We start from the raw sequence: 24,900 nt of genomic DNA, 5'->3' as shown, positions 1-24,900 counted from the left end.
TCTGTGGGAAAATCGTTTCAAATTTGTATGGGGAGGTTTGTAGTTTGGAAAAAAAAGTCGTATTAGTAGATGGTAATAATATCGCGTATCGTGCTTTCTTTGCACTACCGCTTTTAAATAACGACAAAGGTATACATACGAACGCAATTTATGGTTTTACGATGATGTTAATGAGAATATTAGAGGAAGAGAAACCGACGCACATGCTTGTGGCGTTTGATGCAGGGAAAACAACGTTCCGTCATAAAACGTATAGTGATTATAAGGGAGGGCGTCAAAAGACGCCACCTGAACTATCAGAGCAATTCCCATTTATTCGCGAAGTACTTGATGCATTTAATGTTCCGCGCTATGAATTAGAAAACTATGAAGCGGATGACATTATGGGGACTTTAGCGAAAGAAGCGAGTGAGCAAGGGTTTCATGTGAAAGTTATTTCAGGAGATAAAGACTTACTGCAACTTGTTTCAGATAATACACTCGTATGTATTCCTCGCAAAGGGATTACAGAAGTAGATGAATATACGAAAGAAGCTTTATTTGAGAAATATAGCTTATCACCAAAGCAAATTATCGATATGAAAGGTTTAATGGGAGACCAATCAGATAACATTCCAGGTGTACCAGGTGTTGGTGAGAAGACAGCCATTAAATTATTAACGCAATTTGAAACGGTAGAAGCAGTATATGAAAACTTAGATCAAGTGAGTGGAAAGAAATTAAAAGAAAAGTTAGAAGCGAATAAAGAACAAGCCCTTATGAGTAAAGAACTTGCGACTATTATTACAGACGCACCGATTACTGTGCATGTAGATGATATGGCATATAAAGGGTATGAACCAAGCGATTTGATTCCAATGTTCGAGAATTTAGGATTTACATCCCTTTTAAATAAATTAGGTGTTACGCCGGAGGAAACGGCTCCAGCTGAATTAGATGATATTACATTTGATATTGTAGAAGAAGTTACAGAAGAAATGCTTCAGCAAGATAGTGCGCTTATTGTTGAAGTGCAAGAAGATAACTATCATAAAGCCGATATTCAAGGTTTTGGTATTCAAAATGAAAATGGTTGTTACTTCATTCCGGCCGATGTTGCTCTTAAATCGGATGCTTTTAAAGAGTGGCTTGCAAATGGAGAAATGAGAAAACATACATTTGATGCGAAGCGTGCTATCGTTGCTCTCAAGTGGAAAGGTATAGATATTCAAGGGATTGACTTTGATTTATTAATTGCCGCTTATTTACTTGATCCAGCTGATACCGATAAAGATTTCCGTGCTGTTGCGAAAATGAAAGAAACACATGCGGTAAAATCTGACGAAGAAGTGTACGGGAAAGGTGCCAAGCGTGCTGTTCCTGAGCAAGAGGTAGTAGCTGAGCATGTCGCTCGTAAAGTGCATGTATTATTCGATGTGAAGCAAACATTCGTAGAAGAGTTAGAAAAGAATGAGCAATATGAACTATTTACAGAGTTAGAATTACCGCTTGCTCGTGTATTAGCTGACATGGAAGTGAAAGGTGTTACAGTTGATACGAAGCGTCTTCGTAATATGGGAGAAGAGCTTGCGGGTAGATTAAAGGAAATGGAACAAGAGATTTATGAGCTTGCAGGAACGGAATTTAATATTAATTCACCGAAGCAGCTTGGGGTTATTCTGTTTGAAAACTTAAATTTACCTGTTATTAAAAAGACGAAAACAGGTTATTCTACATCTGCTGATGTACTAGACAAGCTTATGGATCATCATGCAATCATTCCGAAGATTTTACACTACCGTCAATTAGGGAAACTAAACTCTACATATATTGAAGGGTTACTAAAAGTTGTACATGACGATTCATCTAAAATTCATACTCGCTTTAACCAAGTGTTAACGCAAACAGGACGACTAAGTTCAACGGAACCAAACTTGCAAAATATCCCGATTCGCTTAGAAGAGGGAAGGAAGATTCGTCAGGCGTTTATTCCTTCAGAAGAAGGATGGATTATGTACGCGGCTGATTATTCACAAATTGAACTTCGTGTGCTTGCTCACATTGCAAAAGATGAAGGTTTAGTTGAAGCGTTCCAACATGACATGGATATTCATACGAAAACAGCTATGGATGTATTCGGTGTTGGAAAAGATGAAGTGACATCTAATATGAGACGACAAGCAAAAGCTGTAAACTTCGGCATTGTATACGGTATTAGTGATTACGGCCTTTCACAAAACTTAGGAATCACGAGAAAAGCGGCAGGGGAATTTATCGAAAGGTATTTAGAAAGCTTCCCTGGAGTACAAGAATATATGGCTGACATTGTAAAAGATGCGAAGCAAAAAGGATATGTTTCAACGTTATTAAATCGCCGTCGTTACATTCCAGAAATTACGAGCCGTAACTTTAATTTACGTAGCTTTGCAGAGCGTACAGCAATGAATACACCAATTCAAGGTAGTGCGGCGGATATTATTAAAAAGGCTATGATTATTATGGCGGATCGCTTAGAAGAAGAAGGCCTACAAGCTCGCTTACTTCTGCAAGTACACGATGAATTGATTTTTGAAGCGCCAAAAGAAGAAGTGGAAAAATTAGAGAAGCTTGTACCTGAAGTAATGGAGCATGCAATTGAACTAGCAGTTCCGTTAAAAGTTGATTATTCTTACGGTCCAACTTGGTACGACGCGAAATAAGGAAGTGATAAAATGCCGGAATTACCAGAGGTTGAAAATGTTAGACGGACACTTGAAAATCTTGTAACGGGGAAAGTGATTGAAGATGTAATTATCACTTACCCAAAAATAGTGAAACGACCGGACGATGCAGAAATCTTTAAAGACATGCTAAGAGGCGAGATGATCGAGAATATAAAGCGAAGAGGTAAGTTTTTGCTTTTGTATGTAACAAACTATGTAATTGTTTCACATTTGCGTATGGAAGGTAAGTTTTTACTGCATCAAGAGGGTGAGCCGATTGATAAACATACGCATGTCCGTTTCTTATTTACAGATGGAACTGAATTACATTATAAAGATGTGAGAAAGTTTGGTACGATGCATCTCTTTAAGAAAGGTGAAGAGTTTGCTCAAATGCCTCTTGCTGATTTAGGACCAGAGCCATTTGATGCTGAATTGACACCGAAGTATTTGCAAGAGAGATTGCAAAAGACAAATCGCAAAATAAAAGTCGTATTATTAGACCAGCGTCTTTTAGTAGGGCTTGGAAATATATATGTAGATGAAGTATTATTCCGTTCTCATATTCATCCAGAGCGAGAAGCGTCATCTTTAACGGAAGAAGAAATTGAGAGAGTTTACGAAGCGATTGTTACAACGCTAGGCGAAGCAGTGAAGCGAGGCGGAAGTACAATTAGAACGTATATCAATTCGCAAGGGCAAATCGGTTCATTCCAAGAACTTCTAAATGTATATGGAAAAAAGGGAGAACCGTGTGTGACTTGCGGTACGATTTTAGAAAAAACAGTTGTTGGTGGAAGAGGAACGCATTACTGCCCAATTTGTCAGCCTAGAATATAGAAAAGAGATAACATCGGATAGGCATTTGTCATATACATACAGCAGAGCTATGTATAAGGGAGGAGTTTACCGATGTACCTTTATTTATCTCTTATTTTATTAGCTTTTACATTAAGCTTAGATAGCTGTAGTGTAGGGCTAACATACGGTTTAAGAAGCGTAAGAATCCCACTAAGATCAATTATAATTATCGGAATCTGTTCAGCGGCTGTTATGCTCGTTTCAATGGGAATTGGACATATGATCGCGAAAATTTTTTCACCTGTTATCGCAACGCGTATCGGTGGGCTTGTTCTTATTGGAATAGGGATTTGGGTATTATACCAATTTTTTCGGAGTGATAAAAAAGAAGAACCGAAGCAAGAAGAGAAGGTTTGGAAGTTAGAAATTGCTTCTCTAGGGTTAGTGATTCAAATTTTGCGGAAGCCGACTGTTGCCGATTTTGATAAATCAGGAACTATTTCTGCAGGAGAAGCGCTACTTCTCGGCATCGCTCTTTCTGTAGATTCGTTTGGTGCTGGAATCGGTGCATCTTTATTAGGTTATGCACCGGCGATGATGGCGATATTAGTCGCGGTTATGAGTTCTTTATTTTTATTTATTGGAATGAAGCTTGGTACGATTTTATCGAATATGAAATGGTTACAAAAATTTACATTCCTGCCTGGAGTATTACTCATTATTATTGGAATTTGGAAAATGTAAGTAGGGGCGTGGAACATTAGTTTCGCGCCTTTGATATTATGAGGAGGATTATTATGACAGTAATAATTGGATTAACAGGAGGCATTGCAAGCGGAAAAAGTACGGTATCAGAAATGTTTTGTGAAATGAGTATACCGGTTATTGATGCAGATATTATTGCGCGAGAAGTTGTAGAACGAGGAAAACCAGCATATAACAAAATTGTAGAGGTGTTTGGAACGGAAGTGTTACAAGAAGATGGGGAGCTGGATCGCCCGAAGCTTGGAAGTGTCGTTTTCTATAATGAAGAAAAACGATTGCAGTTAAATAAAATTGTTCATCCGGCAGTGCGTGAGGAAATGAATATGCAAAAGGAAATGTACATAAAAGAAGGTGTGCAAGCGGTTGTGTTAGATATTCCTCTTTTATTTGAAAGTAAATTAACGAGTCTCGTTGATCGCGTTTTAGTTGTAGCGGTTAAGCCGAATACACAATTAGACCGTTTAATGAAACGAAATAACTTTTCAGAAGAAGAAGCAACGGTGCGTATTCAATCTCAAATGCCATTAGAAGAAAAAGTGAAGAATGCAGATGAAGTGATAAATAATGATGGCACAATTATGGAAACGAAAACACAATTGCAGGTGATTTTAAAGAAGTGGAACATTATTAATTAAAAAATTGTGAAATTAATGAAAATGCTTAGTGACATTCCTCCTTTTTGTGTTATACTAATATTGGGATTTGAGATAAATAGTATAACGCATTCAAGGGGGATAACATATTATGACTCGTGTGGCAATTAATGGATTTGGACGTATTGGGAGAATGGTGTTTCGTCAAGCAATAAAAGAAAGCGCATTCGAAATTGTAGCAATCAATGCAAGCTATCCGTCCGAAACGTTAGCACATTTAATTAAATATGATACAGTACACGGTAAGTTTGCCGGAACAGTGGAAGCATTTGAAGATCACTTATTAGTAGATGGGAAAATGATTCGCCTTTTAAACAACCGTGATCCAAAGGAATTGCCTTGGACAGATCTAGGTGTTGAAGTTGTAATTGAAGCAACTGGTAAATTTAATTCAAAAGAAAAAGCAATTCTTCACGTTGAAGCTGGAGCGAAAAAAGTTATTTTAACAGCGCCTGGTAAAAATGAAGATGTAACAATTGTAGTTGGTGTGAACGAAGACCAATTAGATATTACAAAACATACCGTTATTTCAAATGCATCTTGTACAACAAACTGTTTAGCACCTGTTGTAAAGGTGTTAGATGAGCAGTTTGGAATTGAAAACGGTTTAATGACAACTGTTCACGCTTATACAAATGACCAAAAAAACATTGATAACCCACATAAAGATTTAAGAAGAGCACGTGCTTGCGGACAGTCAATCATTCCTACAACGACGGGTGCTGCGAAAGCGCTTGCAAAAGTTCTTCCGCATTTAAATGGAAAACTTCATGGTATGGCACTTCGTGTACCAACACCAAACGTGTCTCTTGTTGATTTAGTAGTAGACGTAAAACGTGATGTAACAGTTGAAGATATTAATGAAGCATTCAAAACTGTTGCAAATGGTGCGTTAAAAGGAATTGTAGAATTTAGTGAAGAGCCTTTAGTGTCTATCGACTTTAATACAAATACACACTCAGCTATTATTGATGGTTTATCTACAATGGTAATGGGTGATCGTAAAGTGAAAGTACTTGCTTGGTATGATAACGAGTGGGGCTACTCTCGTCGTGTTGTAGATCTTGTAACGTTAGTTGTTGATGAATTAGCAAAACAAGAAAATGTGCAACATATTTAAGTGAATAAGGGAGAGGGCAAGTGAATATTTGCTCTCTTTTTTTATTTTTTTCTGAAAAGAAAAAAATTATATGGGTATATTTTCAAATAGTGGACAGACCAAAAACGTTGTGATTACTGTATTTGTGAATCATTTATTTTTTTTAGGGAAAAGTAAAGAGGAAATTATGACAGAAAATCGAAAAAACTGTTGTTGCAAAATGAAAATAAACAAAGTATACTAACACTCGTAAACTTAAGAGCTGAGGTACGTAGTCACTACTTAAAGGGTTAGGACCTCTCTGGACTAACTTTCCCCCGTGGTAGTGGAGCAAGCCAAATTGCAAATTAGTTTTCAATTCGAACAGTTAGAATAAATTTACAAGGGGGAACTGTAGAATGGATACTATGGATACGATGGGTCGTCACGTAATCGCTGAACTTTGGGATTGCGATTTCGACAAGCTTAATGACATGCCGTATATTGAACAATTATTTGTGGATGCAGCACTAAGAGCTGGTGCTGAAGTACGTGAGGTTGCTTTTCATAAATTTGCACCACAAGGTGTAAGTGGAGTAGTAATTATCTCGGAATCACATTTAACAATTCATAGCTTTCCGGAGCACGGTTACGCAAGTATTGATGTTTATACTTGTGGGGATCGTATTGATCCAAATGTTGCTGCAGAATATATTGCAGAAGGTTTAAACGCGAAAACGCGTGAGAGCATCGAGCTTCCTCGAGGCACTGGTAGCTTCGAAATTAAGCAGAGAGAAACAAAAGCTCTTTAAAAAAGAACATAATTGATTTAAAATGTAAAGAGGTGTATAATGCACCTCTTTTTTAGTTTATATAAAATAGGATCACGATATGTAATAACTTAGAGTGGTCATTATAGAAGAATGAGTTATATAATATTGTATATATATTTTCACATGTAGGTGAGTAGCGAAAGAATAAAGATTATAGTGTAAAGGAGTGAATGAATTGCGTTGTCCATCCTGTTTTCATAATGGAACAAGAGTGTTAGATTCGCGCCCGGTAGACGAGGGGCGCTCTATTCGAAGAAGAAGAGAGTGTGAAAGTTGTTTAAGTCGCTTTACGACATTTGAAAGAGTAGAAGAATCACCTCTTATCGTTGTTAAAAAAGAAGGAACACGAGAAGAGTTTAATAAAGAGAAAATTTTACGCGGTTTAATTAAAGCGTGTGAAAAAAGACCTGTATCTTTAAGGCAGTTAGAGGAAGTAACACAAAGTGTGGAGCGTGAACTTCGTAACTTAGGTATATCAGAAGTGAAAAGTGATATGATTGGTGAAATTGTTATGGAAGAACTTCGTGATATTGATGATGTTGCTTACGTACGTTTTGCTTCTGTGTATCGTCAATTTAAAGATTTAAATGTATTTATTGAAGAATTAAAAGATATACTGCAAAAAGAGAGAGAGTAGAAGGAATCCCTTTATATATTGTAAGTAAACGAGATAAGAGAGCTAGAAGCGGAAGCTAATAGCTCTTTTTCGCTAATAAATTATATAATAAAGATAGAACGAGTGAAATGTAGGTTAGATTGGATGAGAGAAAGGAAAAGCAAGAATGGAAAAACAGTCATGGATGGAGCTATTGCCGATTGATCGTTATAAAGTAAGTGCGAAAGGGTTGTTACATAATTACGACCGGAAAGTATTAACGATGTTGTATCAGCCGTTAATAGGTAGTAGAGCTTTTAGCTTATACATGACACTATGGGGAGAGTTAGAGCAAGATCGTGTGTTTGGAAAAGAGAATACACATCACTCCCTTATGGTGACTATGCAAATGCAACTTCCTGAAATATATGGGGAACGAGTAAAGTTAGAAGCGATTGGTCTTTTAAATGTATATATTAAGAAAGAAAAAGATATTCGAATGTTTATATATGAATTGCAACCACCTTTATCTCCGAAGCAGTTTTTTGATGATATTGTTTTAAGTATCTTTTTATATAATCGCTTGAGTCGGACAAAATACAACCAAGTAAAGCAATATTTCTTAGAAGAAGAATTCGATTTTGCTTCTTATGAAAATGTTACGCGCTCCTTCAACGATATATTTGATTCGTTTAACCCAGGTCAGTTTGAATATGCGCAAGAAGAACTGCGTATCCCGAAAACGACAATTATGCCAAGTAACGAGAATGGGGATGCTCCGAAAGTTTGGAATGATTTCTTTGATTTCTCTTTATTTGTAGACGGACTATCAGCGCTTGTTCCTAAAAAGGCGATTACAGATCAAGTGAGAGAATGTGTCATTACACTCGCTTATGTGTACGGTGTGGATGTGTTATCGATGCAAAATATCGTTCTTGGCGCAGTGACAGAGATACAAACAATTGATATCGAAAGGCTTCGGAAGGGAGCACGCGATTGGTATCAATTCGAAAATGGTCAAGCGTTACCTGTATTAAGTGAAAGAGTGCAACCTCATGCTGCTCGTACAATGAAAGAGAAAGAGCCATCTACGCAAGAAGAGATGCTAATGAAGCAGTTAGAGGAAATCTCGCCAAAACAACTATTGAAAGAGATTTCAGGCGGTGCAGAGGCGACGAAAGCGGACTTGCAAATCGTTGAGGATGTAATGATAAACCAAAAGTTAACGCCAGGGGTTGTGAATGTACTTATTTATTACGTTATGCTACGCTCAGATATGAAGCTTGCTAAAACGTATGTCGAGAAGATTGCTGGACATTGGGCGCGAAAAAAGGTCGGTACAGTAGGCGAGGCGATGGCGCTAGCGAAAGAAGAGAATCGTCAATATCAAGAGTGGGCTGAGACGAAGAAAAAAGGTCGTACAGCGAAGAAAACAGTGCGAAAAGAAATGGTACCAGATTGGCTTAAAGAAGAGTCGAAAGAAGAAGAGAAAGAACCTGTAAAAAATGACGTAAGTGCGAAAAAAGATGCAAGTACGTTAGAAGATGAACGGAAACGATTAGAAGAAGTATTGAAAAAATATAAGCGTGATTAATAAAAGAAAATGAACGCTCTTTGAGGTGAGAAAATGGAGCATATTCAAAATTCATTTACGAAATTAATGGAAAATAAAAACTTTAAAAATAGATATGAAGTCTTAAAGGCAGAAGTGATGGCGCACCCTCGTGTGAAAGAATTTATAGACGAACATAAAGGTGAAGTAACGACTTCTATGATTGAACGAAGTCTTGTGAAGTTATATGAATATATTGGACAAAGTGTAGGGTGTGCGGATTGTCCAGATTTAGGGTCATGTAAAAATATGCTACAAGGATATGAGCCGAAGCTCGTCATCCAAGGTAAGATGATTGATATTCAATATGATCGTTGTATTAGAAAAGTAGCATATGATGAGAGAAAAAAATATGAAAAACTTGTTCAAAGTGTATATATGCCAGTTGACATTTTGCAGGCAACTATGGAAAATTTAGATCCTTCAGATTTAGATGCACGTATTGATGCAATAGGTGCAACGAATGAATTTTTAAACACATACGAACCAGGTAAAAAAGCACAAGGTTTATATTTGTACGGTAAATTTGGTGTAGGGAAAACGTATCTTTTAGGGGCAATTGCAAATGAGCTTGCGCGAAAGAAAATTAGTTCGATGCTCGTATACTTCCCTGAATTTTTACGTGAAATCAAAAGTTCGATTCAAGATAATTCGATTAGCGGAAAGATTGATGCTGTCAAACGTGTACAAGTATTAATGTTAGATGATATCGGGGCAGAAGCGATGTCAAGTTTTGTACGTGATGATGTACTCGGTGCAATCTTACAGTTCCGTATGTTGGAAAACTTACCGACGTTCTTTACATCTAACTTTGATTTCAAACAGTTGGAACATCATTTAACGTATACACAGCGCGGTGAAGCAGAAGAGATGAAAGCGGCCCGTATTATGGAACGAATTAAATATTTAGCGAAGCCAATCCCAATTGGCGGGAAGAACCGTCGTAATAAGTAAAGAGCGAGCTGAGAAGCTTGCTCTTTTTTATCCCGCATTAACGGGCAGTAAGACTCCCACCTCAAAATTCGGCTGTAAAGCAAAGAAGTTAGGTGGGAGATCAACTGCCCGTAAAAGCCCGATTGGTTCAACTAATAATCAGTGGAGGATGGACAAAACCTCCACTGATTAAAGTTTCACTTTATTTTAATCATTTTTTCAGAGTAGCTTGTATCATTTTTTTCTCCCTCCCTTAATATATATAAAATTAGCAAGCCATATCGAGTGGATGTTCTAACAATGGGAGATAGGTTTCTACTAAGAGTGAACTTCCATAGATCGGACTCTTATAGGATTTGTAACGTATAGATGCAATCCTTTAGAGCGGGGATAAAAGGGGGGACAAAAGTGATTGAAATTTGCTTCGAAGAAAAAAATGATGCTGTGCACGTATACAGACAACTAACGAAAAGAACGGAATCCTTATATAAGGAAACAAGTGTATATTTAAACGAACAAAAGGTTGTTATTCATATACCATTATGTGAATCGAATTATATTGAAAAGATTTTATTGCCAGTATTACTATATTTCATTATGAATGTGAAACAAAATGAATGGATTCATACCATTTTAAAGGAAAAGTTTTTTTATGAAGAACAAGAAGAGTGTCATCAAATATTGCATATGGCACATGAGATTTTAAAGGAAAGAAGAAAAGGAATAGCCCGTGATTTAACACGTCAAAAATTCGAATCTTATATTGCGTCGTCTTTGAATGATTGGCTTTGTGATCCGCTCTCATTCTCGTTTTCATCATACGTTCGTTTTCGTCTTCGTACATATAGGGAAATGATAGCTAGGCTTGCTGAAGTTGCAATTGATGAGTATAAGATGGAGCAGGAATATCAAATGTTCATTGAGACACTTCGCCAACAAGTAAGTAGCCGGAAATCACGTTTGTCCTGTGTGCATCTTATTTTTGATGAAAGTTTTATTTTCTATGATGATAAAGGTAGACGTTTAAAACAGGATAAATTGGTTCAATATATAGATGAAGAATTATTAAAGAAACAGGATGTATATATTGATACGAAAGTAATTGCACCACTTCTTTCTATTTCGCCGAAAAAGATTTATTTATATACGAAAGAACAAGATCATAATATGATTATTACTTTGCGAAATGTATTTCAGGAACGAGTGCAACTACATGGATTACATGAATTTGAGCGCAACGTGAAAAATTTAAAAAATAAAGGTAACGCCCTTGATTTTCTAAGTTTTTGAGCATATAATTACCTACATAAATGAAATATATCGAAATGTTATGATGAGGACATGGGTAGTTTTCTACGATTTTCAGAGAGGGAAGCCTTAGGGTGCGAGCTTCCTATTACGGGATTATTACTTACCACCTCTAAACTTTAGCAGTGAACGTTTTTCTAGTAATTGCTAACGGACAACACCGTTATGTTGAACTTGAGCAATTAACAATAAGGTTAATTGGAACAAGGGTGGAACCACGAATTCAACACTCGTCCCTTTTTATGGGATGAGTGTTTTTTATTTTGAAAAAAAAGAGGAGTGACCAGTGATGGCAGATGTAGTTAAAATTACTTTCCCTGATGGAGCTGTGAAGGAGTTTCCAAAAGGAGTAACAACTGAAGAAATCGCAGCTTCTATTAGCCCAGGCTTAAAGAAAAAAGCTGTGGCTGGAAAATTAAACGATGAGATGATCGATCTTGTTACACCAATCGAAGAAGATGGTGCAGTGTCTATTATTACATTAGATTCTGAAGATGGCTTATATATTTTACGCCACTCAACAGCTCACCTTTTAGCACAAGCGTTAAAACGTTTATATAAAGATGTTAAGCTTGAGCTTGGCATTGGTCCAGTAATCGAAAATGGCTTCTACTACGATATTGATATGGAAGAAGCAATTACAGTTGAAGACTTCAAGAAAATCGAAAAAGAAATGCAAAAAATCGTGAACGAAAACTTAGAAATCGTTCGTCATGAAGTACCACGTGCAGAAGCACTTCGTCGCTTTGAAGAAATCGGCGATGAGTTAAAATTAGATTTAATTAACGATCTTCCAGAAGATGCAGTTATTTCAATCTATGAGCAAGGCGAATTCTTCGACCTTTGCCGTGGTGTTCACCTTCCATCTACAGGGAAGATTAAAGTGTTTAAATTATTAAGCGTTGCAGGTGCTTACTGGCGCGGCGATAGCAATAATAAAATGTTACAACGTATTTACGGTACTGGATTCGTTAAGAAAGCAGAATTAGATGAGCACTTACGTATGCTTGAAGAAGCGAAAGAGCGCGACCACCGTAAATTAGGTAAAGAGTTAAAACTATTTACTAATAGCCAAAAAGTAGGACAAGGTTTACCACTTTGGTTACCAAAAGGTGCAACAATTCGCCGTATTATCGAGCGTTATATCGTTGATAAAGAAGCAAGCTTAGGCTATGATCACGTATACACTCCAGTATTAGGAAGTAGAGAGCTTTATGAAACTTCTGGTCACTGGAACCATTACCGTGATGGCATGTTCCCATCAATGGAAATGGATAATGAAGAGTTAGTTCTTCGTCCAATGAACTGCCCTCACCATATGATGGTTTATAAAAACGATATTCACAGCTACCGTGAATTACCAATCCGTATTGCGGAACTTGGAACAATGCACCGCTATGAAATGTCTGGAGCATTATCTGGATTACAACGTGTACGCGGAATGACTTTAAATGATGCGCACATTTTCGTTCGTCCAGATCAAATTAAAGAAGAATTAAAACGTGTTGTAAACTTAACTTTAGAAGTGTACAAAGATTTCGGTTTAGAAAACTATTCATTCCGTCTATCTTATCGTGACCCAGCAGATACTAAAAAGTATTATGCTGATGATGAGATGTGGGAAAAAGCACAAGGTATGTTAAAAGAAGCTATGGATGAAATGGGTCTTGATTACTATGAAGCTGAAGGTGAAGCGGCATTCTATGGTCCGAAACTTGACGTTCAAGTTCGTACTGCTCTTGGAAAAGACGAAACACTTTCAACTGTACAATTAGACTTCTTACTTCCAGAACGCTTTGAATTAGCTTACGTTGGTGAAGACGGTAAACAACATCGTCCAGTTGTAATTCACCGTGGTGTTGTATCAACTATGGAACGTTTCGTAGCCTTCTTAATTGAAGAATACAAAGGCGCATTCCCAACTTGGTTAGCTCCAGTTCAGGCACAAGTAATTCCAGTTTCTCCGCAAGTACATTTAGATTATGCGAAGAAAGTACAAGATGAATTACGACGTGCTGGTATCCGTGTTGAATTAGACACTCGTGAAGAGAAAATTGGTTACAAAATCCGTGAAGCACAAATGCAAAAGATTCCGTACATGCTTGTAGTAGGTGACAATGAAGTTACTGAAAATGGCGTTAACGTACGTAAATATGGTGAACAAAAATCAGAAACAATCGCATTAGATGCGTTTGTTGACATGATTAAAGTAGAAGGAAAACGATAAGAAAGAGCCGCGGTATACCGCGGCTTTTTTATGTATTATAAAAAAGAAAATCTAGAAAAAATAACCAAACGATACTTATCATAAAAAAGTATTGCAAGTATGCTGGTTGTTTGTTACAATATTTCTTGTTGTTAGTAAAACACATCGCGTCTTCTTGACAGACGTCATGTCCTATGATAAACTCATCAAGGATAATAGAATATGGTTTTGACAAGTAGAAGCACCCGCTTCTCACCTGATGGACGCATTCGCAGTTAGCAGGTAAATGTATTTCTTACTAAAGATATTACAAGTGTGGGTGCCGTGTGCCCGCACTTTTTTTGTTCGGGTTCTACAATTGCAAAACGTATTCTAAGAAAACCTTGGAGGTGGCTTACTATTAGCAAGGATATGATGATTAACGAGCAAATTCGTGCACGTGAAGTACGCTTAGTTGGCGCGAACGGCGATCAACTTGGAATCAAGTCTCGTAATGACGCTTTAGACTTAGCTGCAGGTCTTAATCTTGATTTAGTATTGGTTGCTCCAAATGCGAAACCGCCAGTATGCCGCATTATGGACTACGGTAAATTCCGCTTTGAGCAACAGAAGAAAGAAAAAGAACAGCGCAAAAATCAAAAAGTAATCAGCATGAAAGAAGTTCGTTTAAGTCCAACAATTGATGAACATGACTTTAACACAAAACTTCGTAATGCTGTCAAGTTTTTAGAGAAAGGCGACAAGGTTAAAGCGTCAATTCGCTTTAAAGGACGTGCCATTACTCATAAAGAAATCGGTCAACGTGTTTTAGATCGCTTCTCAGAAGCTTGTGCTGAAGTTAGTACAATTGAATCTAAGCCTAAAATGGAAGGACGCAGTATGTTCTTAGTTTTAGCACCGAAAAACGATAAGTAATAGATAGAGGAGGAAATACCTATGCCTAAACAAAAAACTCATCGCGGCGCTGCAAAGCGTTTCAAAAAGACTGGATCTGGTAAACTGAAACGTTCTCACGCTTACACAAGCCATTTATTCGCTAACAAATCTACAAAAGCTAAACGTAAACTACGTAAAGCTGGTGTAGTTAGCGCTGGTGACTTCAAACGCATTCGTCAAATGCTTGACAACTTAAAATAAGTTCGGCTGATATATAGAACAAACTAGGAGGTAATATTATGCCAAGAGTAAAAGGTGGTACAGTTACTCGTCAACGTCGTAAAAAAGTTATAAAATTAGCAAAAGGTTACTACGGTTCTAAGAGTACATTATTTAAGGTTGCTAACCAACAGGTTATGAAATCTCTAATGTATGCATTCCGTGACCGTCGTCAAAAGAAACGTGACTTCCGTAAATTATGGATTACACGTATCAACGCAGCAGCTCGTATGAATGGTCTTTCTTACAGCCGCTTAATGCACGGTTTAAAAAATGCTGGCATCGAAGTTAACCGCAAGATGCTTGCTGACTTAGCTGTTCATGACGAAAAAGCTTTCGCTGAATTAGCAACAGTTGCAAAAAACAACATTAACTAATTGTTTAAAACCTTAGAAGATCTTTCTTCTAAGGTTTTTTTATTTGTATTCATTATAACCATTCAATAACTTGTGGAATTTCCCGCTTAGTGTCGTCACAATTAAATGATTTATTTCTCTCTAGTATATTAAGATGTGCTTGTAAGAACTTTTGTAACGATAACGAGGGGGTTTTTACATGAAAGTAGGAAAGATTAACGGACGTGTCGTTATCGATATGACAAAATCAATATAAAAGCTATAGCGATATAAAAGAATATATATATAAGGTCAGGAGAATCCTCCTGACTTTTTTTATTTGAACTCATTCGTGAAGAAGTGTATCTTTCCTAGCAGAAACGACACTGCTATAATGGAAAGATGATATGGAACTTTCATCAAGTGAACAATCTATGAGTGATGATTGAAACGTATTTGCAAATTAAGGACAAGCTATCTTTATAAAGATGTAGGTAGCTGACTTGTTAATACGAAGTGAAAAATAATAATGAACTTTGAGATGAAACAACATTGTTGCGGAAAATGCGATGTTGGAGGAGGACAATAGAATGGACTTACTACAACTATTTAAATTACAAAAAGAATTAGATGACCGTATTGTGAAAGAGCATGAATTACAACCGAAGAAATTGTTAAAAGAAAAAATGTTAGCTCTTCTTGTAGAAATTGGAGAACTTGCAAATGAAACACGTTGTTTTAAATATTGGAGCAATAAACCAGCGTCAGAACGTGAAGTAATATTAGAAGAATACGTAGATGGTTTACATTTTATTTTATCAATCGGAATCGATTTAGGAATTGATAAAAACTTCTTATTCTATAAATGTGCGCAAACGAATAAAACACAAGTGGAAATTTTCTTAGACACATATGCGAAAGTAATTCGTTTTACAGATCAACCTTCTATCACGAATTATATTGAACTATTTACAAGCTATCTTCGCCTTGGACAAGCGCTTGAATTTGAACAAGAAGAAATTGAAAAAGCATATTTAGATAAAAATGAAGTAAATCATCAGCGTCAAACACAAGGATACTAATTTAATTTTTGAATATTTCAATTTCCTTTTGTATAATAAAGTGACTGAAGAAAAAGGAGGGTGTTGGCAATGATGAAATTAGACGAGACATTGACAATGCTAAAAGAATTAACAGACGCACGCGGTATTGCGGGTAACGAGCGTGAACCACGTGAAGTAATGAAGAAATATATTGAGCCGTTTGCAGATGAACTTTCTACTGATAATTTAGGAAGTTTAGTTGCGAAAAAAGTTGGGGAAGAAAACGGCCCAAAAATTATGGTTGCAGGTCATTTAGATGAAGTTGGCTTTATGATTACGCAAATTGATGACAAAGGCTTCCTTCGTTTCCAAACGGTTGGTGGCTGGTGGTCGCAAGTTATGCTTGCACAGCGCGTAACGATTGTAACGCGTAAAGGAGATGTAACAGGTGTAATTGGTTCAAAACCACCGCACATTTTACCTCCAGAAGCTCGTAAAAAACCAGTTGACATTAAAGATATGTTCATCGATATTGGTGCTTCTAGCCAAGAAGAAGTGATGGAGTGGGGCGTAAGACCAGGAGATCAAGTTGTACCGTACTTCGAATTCCAAGTGATGAAGAATGAAAAGATGTTACTTGCAAAAGCATGGGATAACCGAATTGGTTGTGCAATTGCAATTGACGTATTAAAACAATTAAAAGATGAAAAGCATCCAAACGTTGTATACGGCGTTGGGACTGTACAAGAAGAAGTTGGTCTTCGTGGTGCGAAAACATCTGCAAACTATATTAAGCCAGATATCGCATTCGCTGTAGATGTTGGTATTGCTGGGGATACACCAGGTGTAACAGCAAAAGAAGCACAAAGTAAAATGGGTGATGGACCGCAGATCATTCTATATGATGCTTCTGTTATTGGTCATACAGGTTTACGTGATTTCGTTGTTGATGTTGCTGATGAATTACAAATTCCATATCAGTATGATTCTGTAGCGGGCGGGGGAACGGATGCAGGAGCAATTCATATTTCTGTAAATGGTATTCCGTCTATGGCAATTACGATTGCGACACGCTACATTCATTCTCATGCAGCGATGTTACATCGTGATGATTATGAAAACGCAGTGAAATTAATTGTAGAAGTTATTAAACGTCTTGATAAAGAGGCTGTACATAACATTACATTTAATTAATAGAAAAAAGCGAAGGATAATTTCCTTCGCTTTTTCCATTTTTAAAATGGTCTTTCTAATCCTGCTGCAGTATGGGCGCCTAAAATAATTAAGCGAGTTAATTGCATTGCCATGAAATGCGGGGTATAAATCATGCCTCTTTTTAACCATGACATAATCATTCCGATATGAGCCCCTGTAACATAACTAATAAGAATGTCACGAGGAACCATGAGTTCTTCATCATCAGGCTGTGAAATAGATAAGCTTAATGTTAAATGTGTTTGGACTGTTTTCATCATTTTATAAGAGTAATTTCCAGCGGCTTTATCACCAAGCATCACGTTATAGAAGTTCACATTTTCCGCTATATGTTCAAACAAAGCTAAAAAGGTTGGATGTGGTGAGTCGAATGTGAGCTGAAAATCTTCTTTATTTCGTTTTTGTGGTTTAATTACTTCAGTTAGTTTTTCTAACATTTCTTCTATGCTTTTTTCTAGTAAATCATATTTATCATGGTAATGGCTATAAAATGTAGCGCGATTTACAGGAGCACGTTCCGCGATATGTTGCACAGTTACATTTTCAAAGCCCTTTTCGCCTACTAAAGCGACAAAAGCATCCTGTATGAGTTGTCTCGTTCGTTTTACACGTGGATCATTTGTATTTTTAATAGACATTTTTACTTCACCTCGTTTAATTTTTTTAACTTAAACAACACATGTATAGTGTAATGTTGTTTAAACAACATATAGGTTTAAATTGTTGGTTGTAGATTCGGGATAATTATTTATAATTATAAACGATAGTCCTTTAGAAATCAGCACCGCTAGGATGCAGACAAAACATAGTTTGCGTCGTAAAAGGTGTGCTTTTTTTGTTTAAAGGTTAATATAATTAACAATTAAACAATATAAACACTAAGGATGTAAATAGTTTAGAAAAAAATTATATGCGATATAAGGAGAGGAATGCAATGAATCAGTTTCGAAGAATGATAATTATCAACATTATCACATTAATTGTATTAGTTGGCGGCGGTATCGGCGGTTATTACTATTACAATCAAACGGAAAACTATTTAAAAACAGACAATGCAAAAATTGACGGGAAGGTAATTCCAATTGCATCACCAGTAGCGGGTAAATTAACTGACTGGAAAGCAGAAGTCGGAAAAAACTACAATGAGAACGATAAATTAGGTGCGGTTACTGTAGCAGGAGCAAATGGTGAGCAAACAGTAGACGTAACGATTCCGCAAAATGCAACAGTTGTACAATCAAACGCAACAACAAATGCGTTCGTTGGAGCGGGTAGCCCAATTGCTTACGCATTTGATATGAATAACTTATGGGTAACAGCAAACATTGAAGAAACAACTATTGATGATGTTCAAAAAGGCCAAACAGTAGATGTGTATGTAGATGCATACCCAGATACAACGTTAACAGGAAAAGTAGAACAAGTTGGATTAACAACAGCAAATACATTCTCAATGTTACCATCAAGTAACGCAACAGCGAACTATACGAAAGTAAAGCAAGTTGTACCAGTTAAAATTTCTTTAGACCATAGTAAATCAGTAAATATTGTTCCTGGAATGAATGTGTCAGTTCGTATTCATAAGTAAGGGGGAGATGAGATGTCCTCAATTGCAATTGTAGGATATGCACTATTTTGTATAATCGTCTTCTTCCTTGTAAATCGTCTTTTACGAAAGAAAAAAACGAACGTGGGAGAAGAACAAGTCCCAGCCATAAGTAAAATAGAAGTAAGTAAGTTAGAAACAGAAGAGAAAGAAATTGAACAAAAACAAGAAACAGAAGCTTCTAACGTAGTGGAATTAGAAACAGGGAAGCAAGAGCAAGTAAAACAGGAAAAAGAAATGCTGAAGAGACAATTGCCGGTAGAGAATGTGAATGTAAAGGCAGTTGTAACTGTATTAATTCTCGGTATGTTCATTTCTATTTTAAATCAAACGATCATTAATGTTGCATTGCCCCCGTTAATGAACGAATTTAACGTATCAACTTCAACGGCCCAATGGTTAATTACAGGCTTCATGCTTGTAAACGGAATTTTAGTGCCGATTAGTGCCTTTTTAGTTTCACGATTTACGTATCGTAAATTATTCGTAGCGGCAATGTTATTTTTCACGGTAGGATCTATCATTTGTGCTACATCAGGTAACTTTACAATGATGATGACGGGCCGCATTATTCAAGCGGTCGGTGCAGGTATTTTAATGCCAGTTGGTATGAATATCTTCATGACATTATTCCCGCCTCATAAACGCGGAGCAGCGATGGGGTTACTAGGGGTAGCGATGATTTTAGCACCAGCTATCGGACCAACTATAACAGGTTGGGTAATTGAAAATTATAGCTGGAACTTAATGTTCTACGGTATGTTTGTGATCGGTTTAATTATTACGTTCTTATCTTTAAAATTCTTCACACTAGCACAGCCGGTGTCTAAAACAAAGTTAGATGTATTTGGTGTTATTAGTTCAAGTATTGGACTAGGAAGCTTATTGTACGGATTTAGTGAAGCTGGAAATAATGGCTGGACTAGTGCAGAAGTTGTTATAACAATGATCATCGGTGTCATTGGTTTAGCAGTATTTATTTGGAGAGAGTTAACAACGGACAATAAAATGCTTGATTTACAAGTATTTAAATATCCGACGTTCACTTTCACATTAGTAATTAACGCGATTGTAACGATGGCCTTATTCGGAGGTATGTTATTACTTCCTGTATATCTGCAAAATATTCGCGGCTTTACGCCAATGGAATCTGGTTTATTACTTCTTCCAGGATCATTAATTATGGGAATTATGGGACCAGTTGCAGGTAAACTATTTGATAAGTATGGTATTCGTCCGTTAGCAATTGTCGGATTAGCCATTACAACATTTGCGACATATAAATTTACAACGTTATCGATGGATACACCGTATAGCGTTATTATGACGGATTATATTATACGCTCAATTGGTATGTCATTCATTATGATGCCAATTATGACAGCTGGTATGAACGCACTGCCGATGAAATTAATTTCTCACGGTACAGCAACGCAAAATACGTCAAGACAAGTAGCTGGTTCAATTGGAACAGCGATATTAATCACACTTATGACGCAACAAACGACTGCTCACGTAGCGGATTACGGCAACATGTTAACAACATCAAACCCAATTTTAGTTGATAAAGTACACGGTATGGGCCAAAGCTTAGCGGCATTAGCCGGATCAGCTCAAGCAGGAGATGCGATGAGCACGCAACTATTATTCGGACAAATTTCAAAGCTATCTGCAATTAACGGTATTAATGATGCCTTCTTAATTGCAACAATATTAGCCGGTATTGCTTGGGTGTTATCGTTCTTCTTACCATCAGGCAATAAACGAAATAGAAAAGCAGGGAATTAATTTCCCTGCTTTTTTATCTTTTTAAAGAGTGAGATATAAAAGGTGATAACCACTCACAGAGCATAATCCTGTTATAAACAAAATCGTCCCCATAGAACGAATACTTGATATTTGTCTTCCGCTTATAATAGCTAATAGTCCAGCTAAAGAGAAGAGACACCAATATAAAGTTCCTGAAATTGGAATCATCTGCTCTATGTCTATTCCATAACCTATACAAATGATAGGAACAACGATAAGCAATATGCAAATCAATCCTGCTATGAATGTAAAAAAATTTCGATATTTAATTCCAGCAACAATTAAAAAAATGCCCACGATGAATTCGCATAACAATAAAATAGGGGCTAAGATAAGCCAAATAAATAATCCGGTAGATTCCATGTGTAACAACTCCTTAACGAATGAAAAATGAATCAGGCATAGACATGAGCTGATAACAAATAGCTGCGAACAGTCCTATTGAGAAAATAATGAATCCCATGTTGCGTATACTATTAATTTTTGAACGTGCCCCATTAATCCCTGCTAATAAACCAGCTAGAGAGAAAAGCATCCAATATAGAACCGTTGGAATATGAAGAACATCCTCTCCGTTTATACCTTTGTTCAAAAAAATAAAAGGCATTATAACGAATGAGAAGCAAATAATCCCCATTAAGATAACAAGTGATTTTCGATGAATAATGCCTGTTACTACTAAAAAAAATACCACCAGCAATTCCGCATAATAAGAGAAGTGGCATAAAAAGTATCCAAATAATACTGAATATATGTAAACTCCTTTATGTTAATCGAGTTATATTTTACTATATGAGGTTTATTTTGGATATTATTAATGAATATGTATAAATTGATAGAAATGAGAAGTAACGATACGAATTAATAGATGTAGAGAACGTTAGAGAGGAGGGGACATATGAAAATTACAGAAGAGAACGTTGCTAATCAGCTAAGGAAAAGGAATGAAAAAGCACTATACTTTATTATCGACCAGTACGGCGGACTTATAAAAAGTATGATTCAGAAGCATTTAGCTTCTTTTGAAGTTGTTATAAAATAATAAAAAGAGGTATCACTCTGTAGTGATGCCTCTTTCTCATTGATAACTATGTTCTGCCTTGTCATTCGATTTCTTTTGCTCTATTTGTAATTCACGCTCTACCAATCGGTCTAATTGCTGAATTGCTTTCAATGCTTTTTCATAAGAAATCGTTCTATAATGATGTGCGCCACCGGGTTCTTCATCGGCTTCATCCGCCCACTTAATAACGTTTTGTAGAGGTGTTCTTTCAAGTGTTTGTTCTAGTAGGAAAGAATCAGTGTGCAGAAGAATTGCAACAGAAATTTCTTTTGCTAGTTTCGGATGTTCTCCTAATCTAATAAGCAATTTATGAGATCTTTCTGCCCCTTTAATCGCATGTATATCATTCTTTTTATACAAGTCATAGTCCCATTCGCCGCCTGTGTACCACGTATGATGTCCGATATCATGAAGGAAGCCAGCCTTTGTCGCAGCATCGACTGAGGCGTGATGCTTTTTGGCTAAGTGAAACGCATGGTAAGCGACAGCAATCGCGTGGACCATTCCAGAACGGTTTACATATTTTTGTGTAATGTGATGTTTAAAAACTTGTTCAAGCGTAATACGGTGCATAAAACATTCACTCCTTTTATCTAATGATGTATATGAAGAAAATCGATCGGTTTAAATGTATTTTGAACATTGTACTCCATCAATCAGCGTTAGTAAAGTAGAAATGTTTAGGAGAAGAAAAATTTTATAGACATAAAAGGTCACCTTAGTTTTTTTTCTAAGGTGACCTTTTATTGTTTATTTTTTTAATCCTTGCTCCAGTGTTCCTAACATTTCGTGTTTTTCATTTTCATCAGCATTTTTCCAAATGACTTCGAATAAAACGCCAAGACCTGGAAGCATTTTTTCTTCACCGCTTTGAATTGCATCGACAATCGTTTCTTGTAATTGGTCTTGTGAATTTCCAGATACATTTGCTAATACAGCGCCGCGTAAATTAAAACTCATTATCTTCACCTCTTCTTCAGAATTGAAACTGACGTTAGTTTTTGTTCTTTTTAATGTAAATATGTATGAAAAATAGGCTATAATGATAAGACAAGAAGAGAGGGAAATACATATTATGAAAAACATTGATTCAGTACAAAACCCGCGTGTGAAGCAGTGGAAAAAGCTGCAGACGAAAAAAGAGCGCGATAACAAAGGTTTATTTTTTGTAGAAGGATTCCATTTAGTAGAGGAAGCGTTAAAGGCAGGAGTTGTAACAGAACTTATCGTTTCAGATCAGACAGATCTTCCGAAAGATTGGACAGTTAATGATGTTGAAATGTATATTGTGCCTGAAGCAATTGTAAAAGTACTTCGCGAAACAGAAACAACGCAAGGCGTATTTGCTGTTTGTGAGAAACATGAGAAAGAAGTAGCTCTTACTGATGGGAAATTTCTTTTATTAGACGGCCTTCAAGACCCAGGTAATTTGGGAACGATTATTCGTACAGCTGATGCAGCTGGTATTCATGCCGTTGTGCTTGGAGAAGGGTGCGTTGATGTTTATAATAGTAAAGCATTACGCTCTACACAAGGTTCTATTTTTCACCTACCGGTTGTAAAAGGGAACTTAGAAGAGTGGGTAGACAAGTTAAAAGAAAATAACGTCCCTGTATATGGAACAGCTCTTGAAAATGGAGTTCCATTTGGTGAAGTAACACCGGCCGGAAGTTTTGCATTAATTGTAGGAAATGAAGGAAGCGGCGTACGCCAAGAAATTCTTGCGAAAAGTGATCAAAACTTGTATATTCCGATTTACGGCGGGGCAGAATCATTAAATGTTGCGGTTGCAGCAGGGATTTTAACGTATTATTTACAAAGCCCAGTTGCGAACAAATAAAAAACTTCTTATAATAAGTTGAAGTATATGTTCGTAATGAACATACAATAAAAGTTAAATAACGAAAAACGTTGATAGAGAAGAGTAGCTTACAAAATCGCCATATAGGGAGAGAGTGCCGTAGACTGAAAGCATTCTTATGGTAGATGGAAGTGAATTCACCTCTGGAGTTGGCGCCAGGACCATTTATATGTAAAGGCGTTCCGGTCAGAATTGATCGTTATAACTAATGAGTGGGCAGACTTGTTCTGTCAATTTAGGGTGGTACCGCGAATTTACCTCGTCCCTTTTTGGGAGCGAGGTTTTTTTATTTTTAAAATTAGGAGGGTTCCAAATGGAAGCACGTTTAAAAGAGCTAAAGCAAAAAGCGTTAGAGCTTATTGAAGAAGCGAAAGAGCTAAAGGGCTTAAACGACGTACGCGTAGCGTATTTAGGGAAAAAAGGTCCAATTACAGAAGTATTACGCGGCATGGGAAAATTATCAGCAGAAGAGCGTCCACGTATGGGAGCATTAGTAAATGAAGTACGTGAAGCGATTCAAACGCGTCTAGAAGACAAAATTGGCAACTTAGAAAAAGCAGTAATTGAGGCGAAATTAGCTACTGAAACAATTGATGTTACACTGCCAGGTCGTCCTGTTGAAACAGGTTGTCACCATCCGTTAACAGCAGTTGTTGAACAAATTGAAGATGTATTCATCGGTATGGGTTATGAAGTAGCTGAAGGAACAGAAGTAGAAAAAGACTACTACAACTTCGAAGCATTAAACTTACCGAAAGATCATCCAGCGCGTGATATGCAAGATACATTCTACATTACAGAAGAAACGTTACTACGTACACATACATCTTCTGTGCAAGCACGTACGATGGAAAAGAATAAAGAAAAAGGACCGATTAAAATTATTTGTCCTGGTAAAGTGTATCGCCGCGATGACGATGATGCGACGCATTCACACCAATTCATGCAAATTGAAGGTCTTGTAATTGATAAAAACATTCGCATGAGTGACTTAAAAGGTACACTGCAAGTATTCGTGAAAAAGATGTTCGGTGAAGATCGTGAAATCCGTCTTCGTCCAAGTTTCTTCCCATTCACAGAGCCATCTGTAGAGATGGATATTTCTTGTATGATGTGTCACGGTAAAGGTTGTGGCACTTGTAAAGGGACTGGCTGGATCGAAATTTTAGGCGCAGGTATGGTTCACCCGAACGTACTTGAAATGGCTGGTTATGATTCAACAGAATATCAAGGTTTCGCATTCGGTATGGGCGCAGAGCGTATCGCAATGTTGAAATACGGCGTAGATGACATTCGTCATTTCTATACAAATGATGTACGTTTCTTACAGCAATTCAAACGAGCGTAA

Annotated in this window: 24 protein-coding genes, 2 pseudogenes and 3 other annotated features; of the genes and pseudogenes, 21 read left to right on the top strand and 5 right to left on the bottom strand. The window is 36.9% G+C overall.

Going from position 1 to position 24,900, the window contains the following annotated elements; translation table 11 throughout:
- The first annotated feature begins 44 nt into the window (after positions 1–44).
- From polA to MHB76_RS21675, 16 genes are all read left to right on the top strand, one after another.
- Positions 45–2,678, top strand: a complete 2,634-nt coding sequence (gene polA, locus MHB76_RS21750) for a DNA polymerase I (RefSeq protein WP_078172711.1) — start codon at positions 45–47, stop codon at positions 2,676–2,678.
- A 12-nt stretch (positions 2,679–2,690) separates the two neighbouring features.
- Positions 2,691–3,521, top strand: coding sequence for a DNA-formamidopyrimidine glycosylase (gene mutM, locus MHB76_RS21745; RefSeq protein WP_078172712.1), 831 nt, complete (start codon positions 2,691–2,693; stop codon positions 3,519–3,521).
- A gap of 72 nt (positions 3,522–3,593) precedes the next feature.
- Entirely contained in the window at positions 3,594–4,226 is a 633-nt protein-coding gene (ytaF, locus tag MHB76_RS21740) for a sporulation membrane protein YtaF (protein WP_078172713.1), read from the top strand.
- Positions 4,227–4,279: 53 nt separating this feature from the next.
- Positions 4,280–4,882 carry a dephospho-CoA kinase gene (gene coaE, locus MHB76_RS21735; RefSeq protein ID WP_078172714.1) on the top strand — a complete coding sequence of 201 codons (603 nt, stop codon included), beginning with the start codon at positions 4,280–4,282 and terminating at the stop codon, positions 4,880–4,882.
- Between the two features lie 109 nt (positions 4,883–4,991).
- Positions 4,992–6,020, top strand: a complete 1,029-nt coding sequence (locus MHB76_RS21730; RefSeq protein WP_002112190.1) for a glyceraldehyde-3-phosphate dehydrogenase — start codon at positions 4,992–4,994, stop codon at positions 6,018–6,020.
- A 386-nt stretch (positions 6,021–6,406) separates the two neighbouring features.
- Positions 6,407–6,790, top strand: a complete 384-nt coding sequence (gene speD / locus MHB76_RS21725) for an adenosylmethionine decarboxylase (protein WP_002003660.1) — start codon at positions 6,407–6,409, stop codon at positions 6,788–6,790.
- 196 nt (positions 6,791–6,986) lie between these two features.
- Positions 6,987–7,448 (top strand): transcriptional regulator NrdR, encoded by a 462-nt coding sequence (gene nrdR, locus MHB76_RS21720; protein WP_001203686.1) that lies wholly within the window; start codon positions 6,987–6,989, stop codon positions 7,446–7,448.
- Positions 7,449–7,593: 145 nt separating this feature from the next.
- Positions 7,594–9,000, top strand: coding sequence for a replication initiation and membrane attachment family protein (locus MHB76_RS21715; protein ID WP_002160267.1), 1,407 nt, complete (start codon positions 7,594–7,596; stop codon positions 8,998–9,000).
- A 33-nt stretch (positions 9,001–9,033) separates the two neighbouring features.
- Complete coding sequence (dnaI, locus tag MHB76_RS21710; protein WP_002015473.1) at positions 9,034–9,972, top strand: primosomal protein DnaI; 939 nt, start codon at positions 9,034–9,036, stop codon at positions 9,970–9,972.
- A gap of 387 nt (positions 9,973–10,359) precedes the next feature.
- Positions 10,360–11,241: a putative sporulation protein YtxC gene (gene ytxC, locus MHB76_RS21705; protein ID WP_078172715.1), complete on the top strand. Its 882-nt coding sequence runs from the start codon at positions 10,360–10,362 to the stop codon at positions 11,239–11,241.
- Positions 11,242–11,272: 31 nt separating this feature from the next.
- Positions 11,273–11,500 (top strand) — a binding site (T-box leader).
- A gap of 48 nt (positions 11,501–11,548) precedes the next feature.
- Positions 11,549–13,486 (top strand): threonine--tRNA ligase, encoded by a 1,938-nt coding sequence (thrS, locus tag MHB76_RS21700; protein WP_002160268.1) that lies wholly within the window; start codon positions 11,549–11,551, stop codon positions 13,484–13,486.
- A gap of 206 nt (positions 13,487–13,692) precedes the next feature.
- Positions 13,693–13,813, top strand: a sequence feature (ribosomal protein L20 leader region).
- 63 nt (positions 13,814–13,876) lie between these two features.
- Positions 13,877–14,380, top strand: a complete 504-nt coding sequence (infC, locus tag MHB76_RS21695; RefSeq protein ID WP_002015470.1) for a translation initiation factor IF-3 — start codon at positions 13,877–13,879, stop codon at positions 14,378–14,380.
- Positions 14,381–14,401: 21 nt separating this feature from the next.
- A complete protein-coding gene (rpmI, locus tag MHB76_RS21690; RefSeq protein ID WP_001125945.1) occupies positions 14,402–14,602 on the top strand; it encodes a 50S ribosomal protein L35 in 201 nt (66 codons plus the stop codon).
- 38 nt (positions 14,603–14,640) lie between these two features.
- The gene (gene rplT, locus MHB76_RS21685; RefSeq protein ID WP_001138364.1) at positions 14,641–14,997 is read left to right on the top strand and encodes a 50S ribosomal protein L20; all 357 of its coding nucleotides are present in this window, start codon (positions 14,641–14,643) and stop codon (positions 14,995–14,997) included.
- A gap of 548 nt (positions 14,998–15,545) precedes the next feature.
- On the top strand, positions 15,546–16,037 hold the full coding sequence (locus tag MHB76_RS21680; RefSeq protein WP_002112184.1) for a dUTP diphosphatase: 492 nt from the start codon (positions 15,546–15,548) through the stop codon (positions 16,035–16,037).
- Between the two features lie 69 nt (positions 16,038–16,106).
- Complete coding sequence (locus tag MHB76_RS21675) at positions 16,107–17,192, top strand: M42 family metallopeptidase (RefSeq protein WP_078172716.1); 1,086 nt, start codon at positions 16,107–16,109, stop codon at positions 17,190–17,192.
- Between the two features lie 41 nt (positions 17,193–17,233).
- Here MHB76_RS21675 and MHB76_RS21670 read toward each other — a convergent pair whose 3' ends face one another.
- Entirely contained in the window at positions 17,234–17,851 is a 618-nt protein-coding gene (locus MHB76_RS21670) for a TetR/AcrR family transcriptional regulator (RefSeq protein WP_002160271.1), read from the bottom strand.
- A gap of 296 nt (positions 17,852–18,147) precedes the next feature.
- Between MHB76_RS21670 and MHB76_RS21665 the strand changes: the two genes are divergently transcribed.
- Both MHB76_RS21665 and MHB76_RS21660 read left to right on the top strand, forming a co-directional pair.
- Positions 18,148–18,801, top strand: coding sequence for an HlyD family secretion protein (locus MHB76_RS21665; protein WP_002112181.1), 654 nt, complete (start codon positions 18,148–18,150; stop codon positions 18,799–18,801).
- A 12-nt stretch (positions 18,802–18,813) separates the two neighbouring features.
- The gene (locus MHB76_RS21660) at positions 18,814–20,607 is read left to right on the top strand and encodes a DHA2 family efflux MFS transporter permease subunit (RefSeq protein WP_078172717.1); all 1,794 of its coding nucleotides are present in this window, start codon (positions 18,814–18,816) and stop codon (positions 20,605–20,607) included.
- A 21-nt stretch (positions 20,608–20,628) separates the two neighbouring features.
- Here MHB76_RS21660 and MHB76_RS21655 read toward each other — a convergent pair whose 3' ends face one another.
- On the bottom strand, positions 20,629–20,991 hold the full coding sequence (locus MHB76_RS21655) for an ammonia permease (protein ID WP_078172718.1): 363 nt from the start codon (positions 20,989–20,991) through the stop codon (positions 20,629–20,631).
- Positions 20,992–21,004: 13 nt separating this feature from the next.
- A pseudogene (locus tag MHB76_RS21650) lies at positions 21,005–21,380 on the bottom strand (ammonia permease).
- Positions 21,381–21,526: 146 nt separating this feature from the next.
- Between MHB76_RS21650 and MHB76_RS21645 the strand changes: the two are divergent.
- Positions 21,527–21,661, top strand: a pseudogene (locus MHB76_RS21645) (DNA replication protein); the annotation flags it as partial.
- A gap of 45 nt (positions 21,662–21,706) precedes the next feature.
- Here MHB76_RS21645 and MHB76_RS21640 read toward each other — a convergent pair.
- Positions 21,707–22,264, bottom strand: coding sequence for an HD domain-containing protein (locus MHB76_RS21640; RefSeq protein WP_002112175.1), 558 nt, complete (start codon positions 22,262–22,264; stop codon positions 21,707–21,709).
- A gap of 177 nt (positions 22,265–22,441) precedes the next feature.
- Complete coding sequence (gene sspI, locus MHB76_RS21635) at positions 22,442–22,651, bottom strand: small acid-soluble spore protein SspI (RefSeq protein WP_000009511.1); 210 nt, start codon at positions 22,649–22,651, stop codon at positions 22,442–22,444.
- 82 nt (positions 22,652–22,733) lie between these two features.
- Here sspI and MHB76_RS21630 point away from each other — a divergent pair, with 82 nt between their 5' ends.
- Positions 22,734–23,531 carry a TrmH family RNA methyltransferase gene (locus MHB76_RS21630; RefSeq protein ID WP_078172719.1) on the top strand — a complete coding sequence of 266 codons (798 nt, stop codon included), beginning with the start codon at positions 22,734–22,736 and terminating at the stop codon, positions 23,529–23,531.
- Between the two features lie 62 nt (positions 23,532–23,593).
- Positions 23,594–23,822, top strand: a binding site (T-box leader).
- 43 nt (positions 23,823–23,865) lie between these two features.
- On the top strand, positions 23,866–24,900 hold the full coding sequence (gene pheS / locus MHB76_RS21625; protein WP_016106312.1) for a phenylalanine--tRNA ligase subunit alpha: 1,035 nt from the start codon (positions 23,866–23,868) through the stop codon (positions 24,898–24,900).

Source organism: Bacillus sp. FSL M7-1345, from assembly GCF_038006985.1.
In the GTDB taxonomy this organism is placed as follows: Bacteria; Bacillota; Bacilli; order Bacillales; family Bacillaceae_G; genus Bacillus_A; species Bacillus_A cereus_U.
The sequence above is the reverse complement of the archived record's forward strand: the minus strand, read 5'-3'. Positions and strand labels throughout refer to the sequence as shown.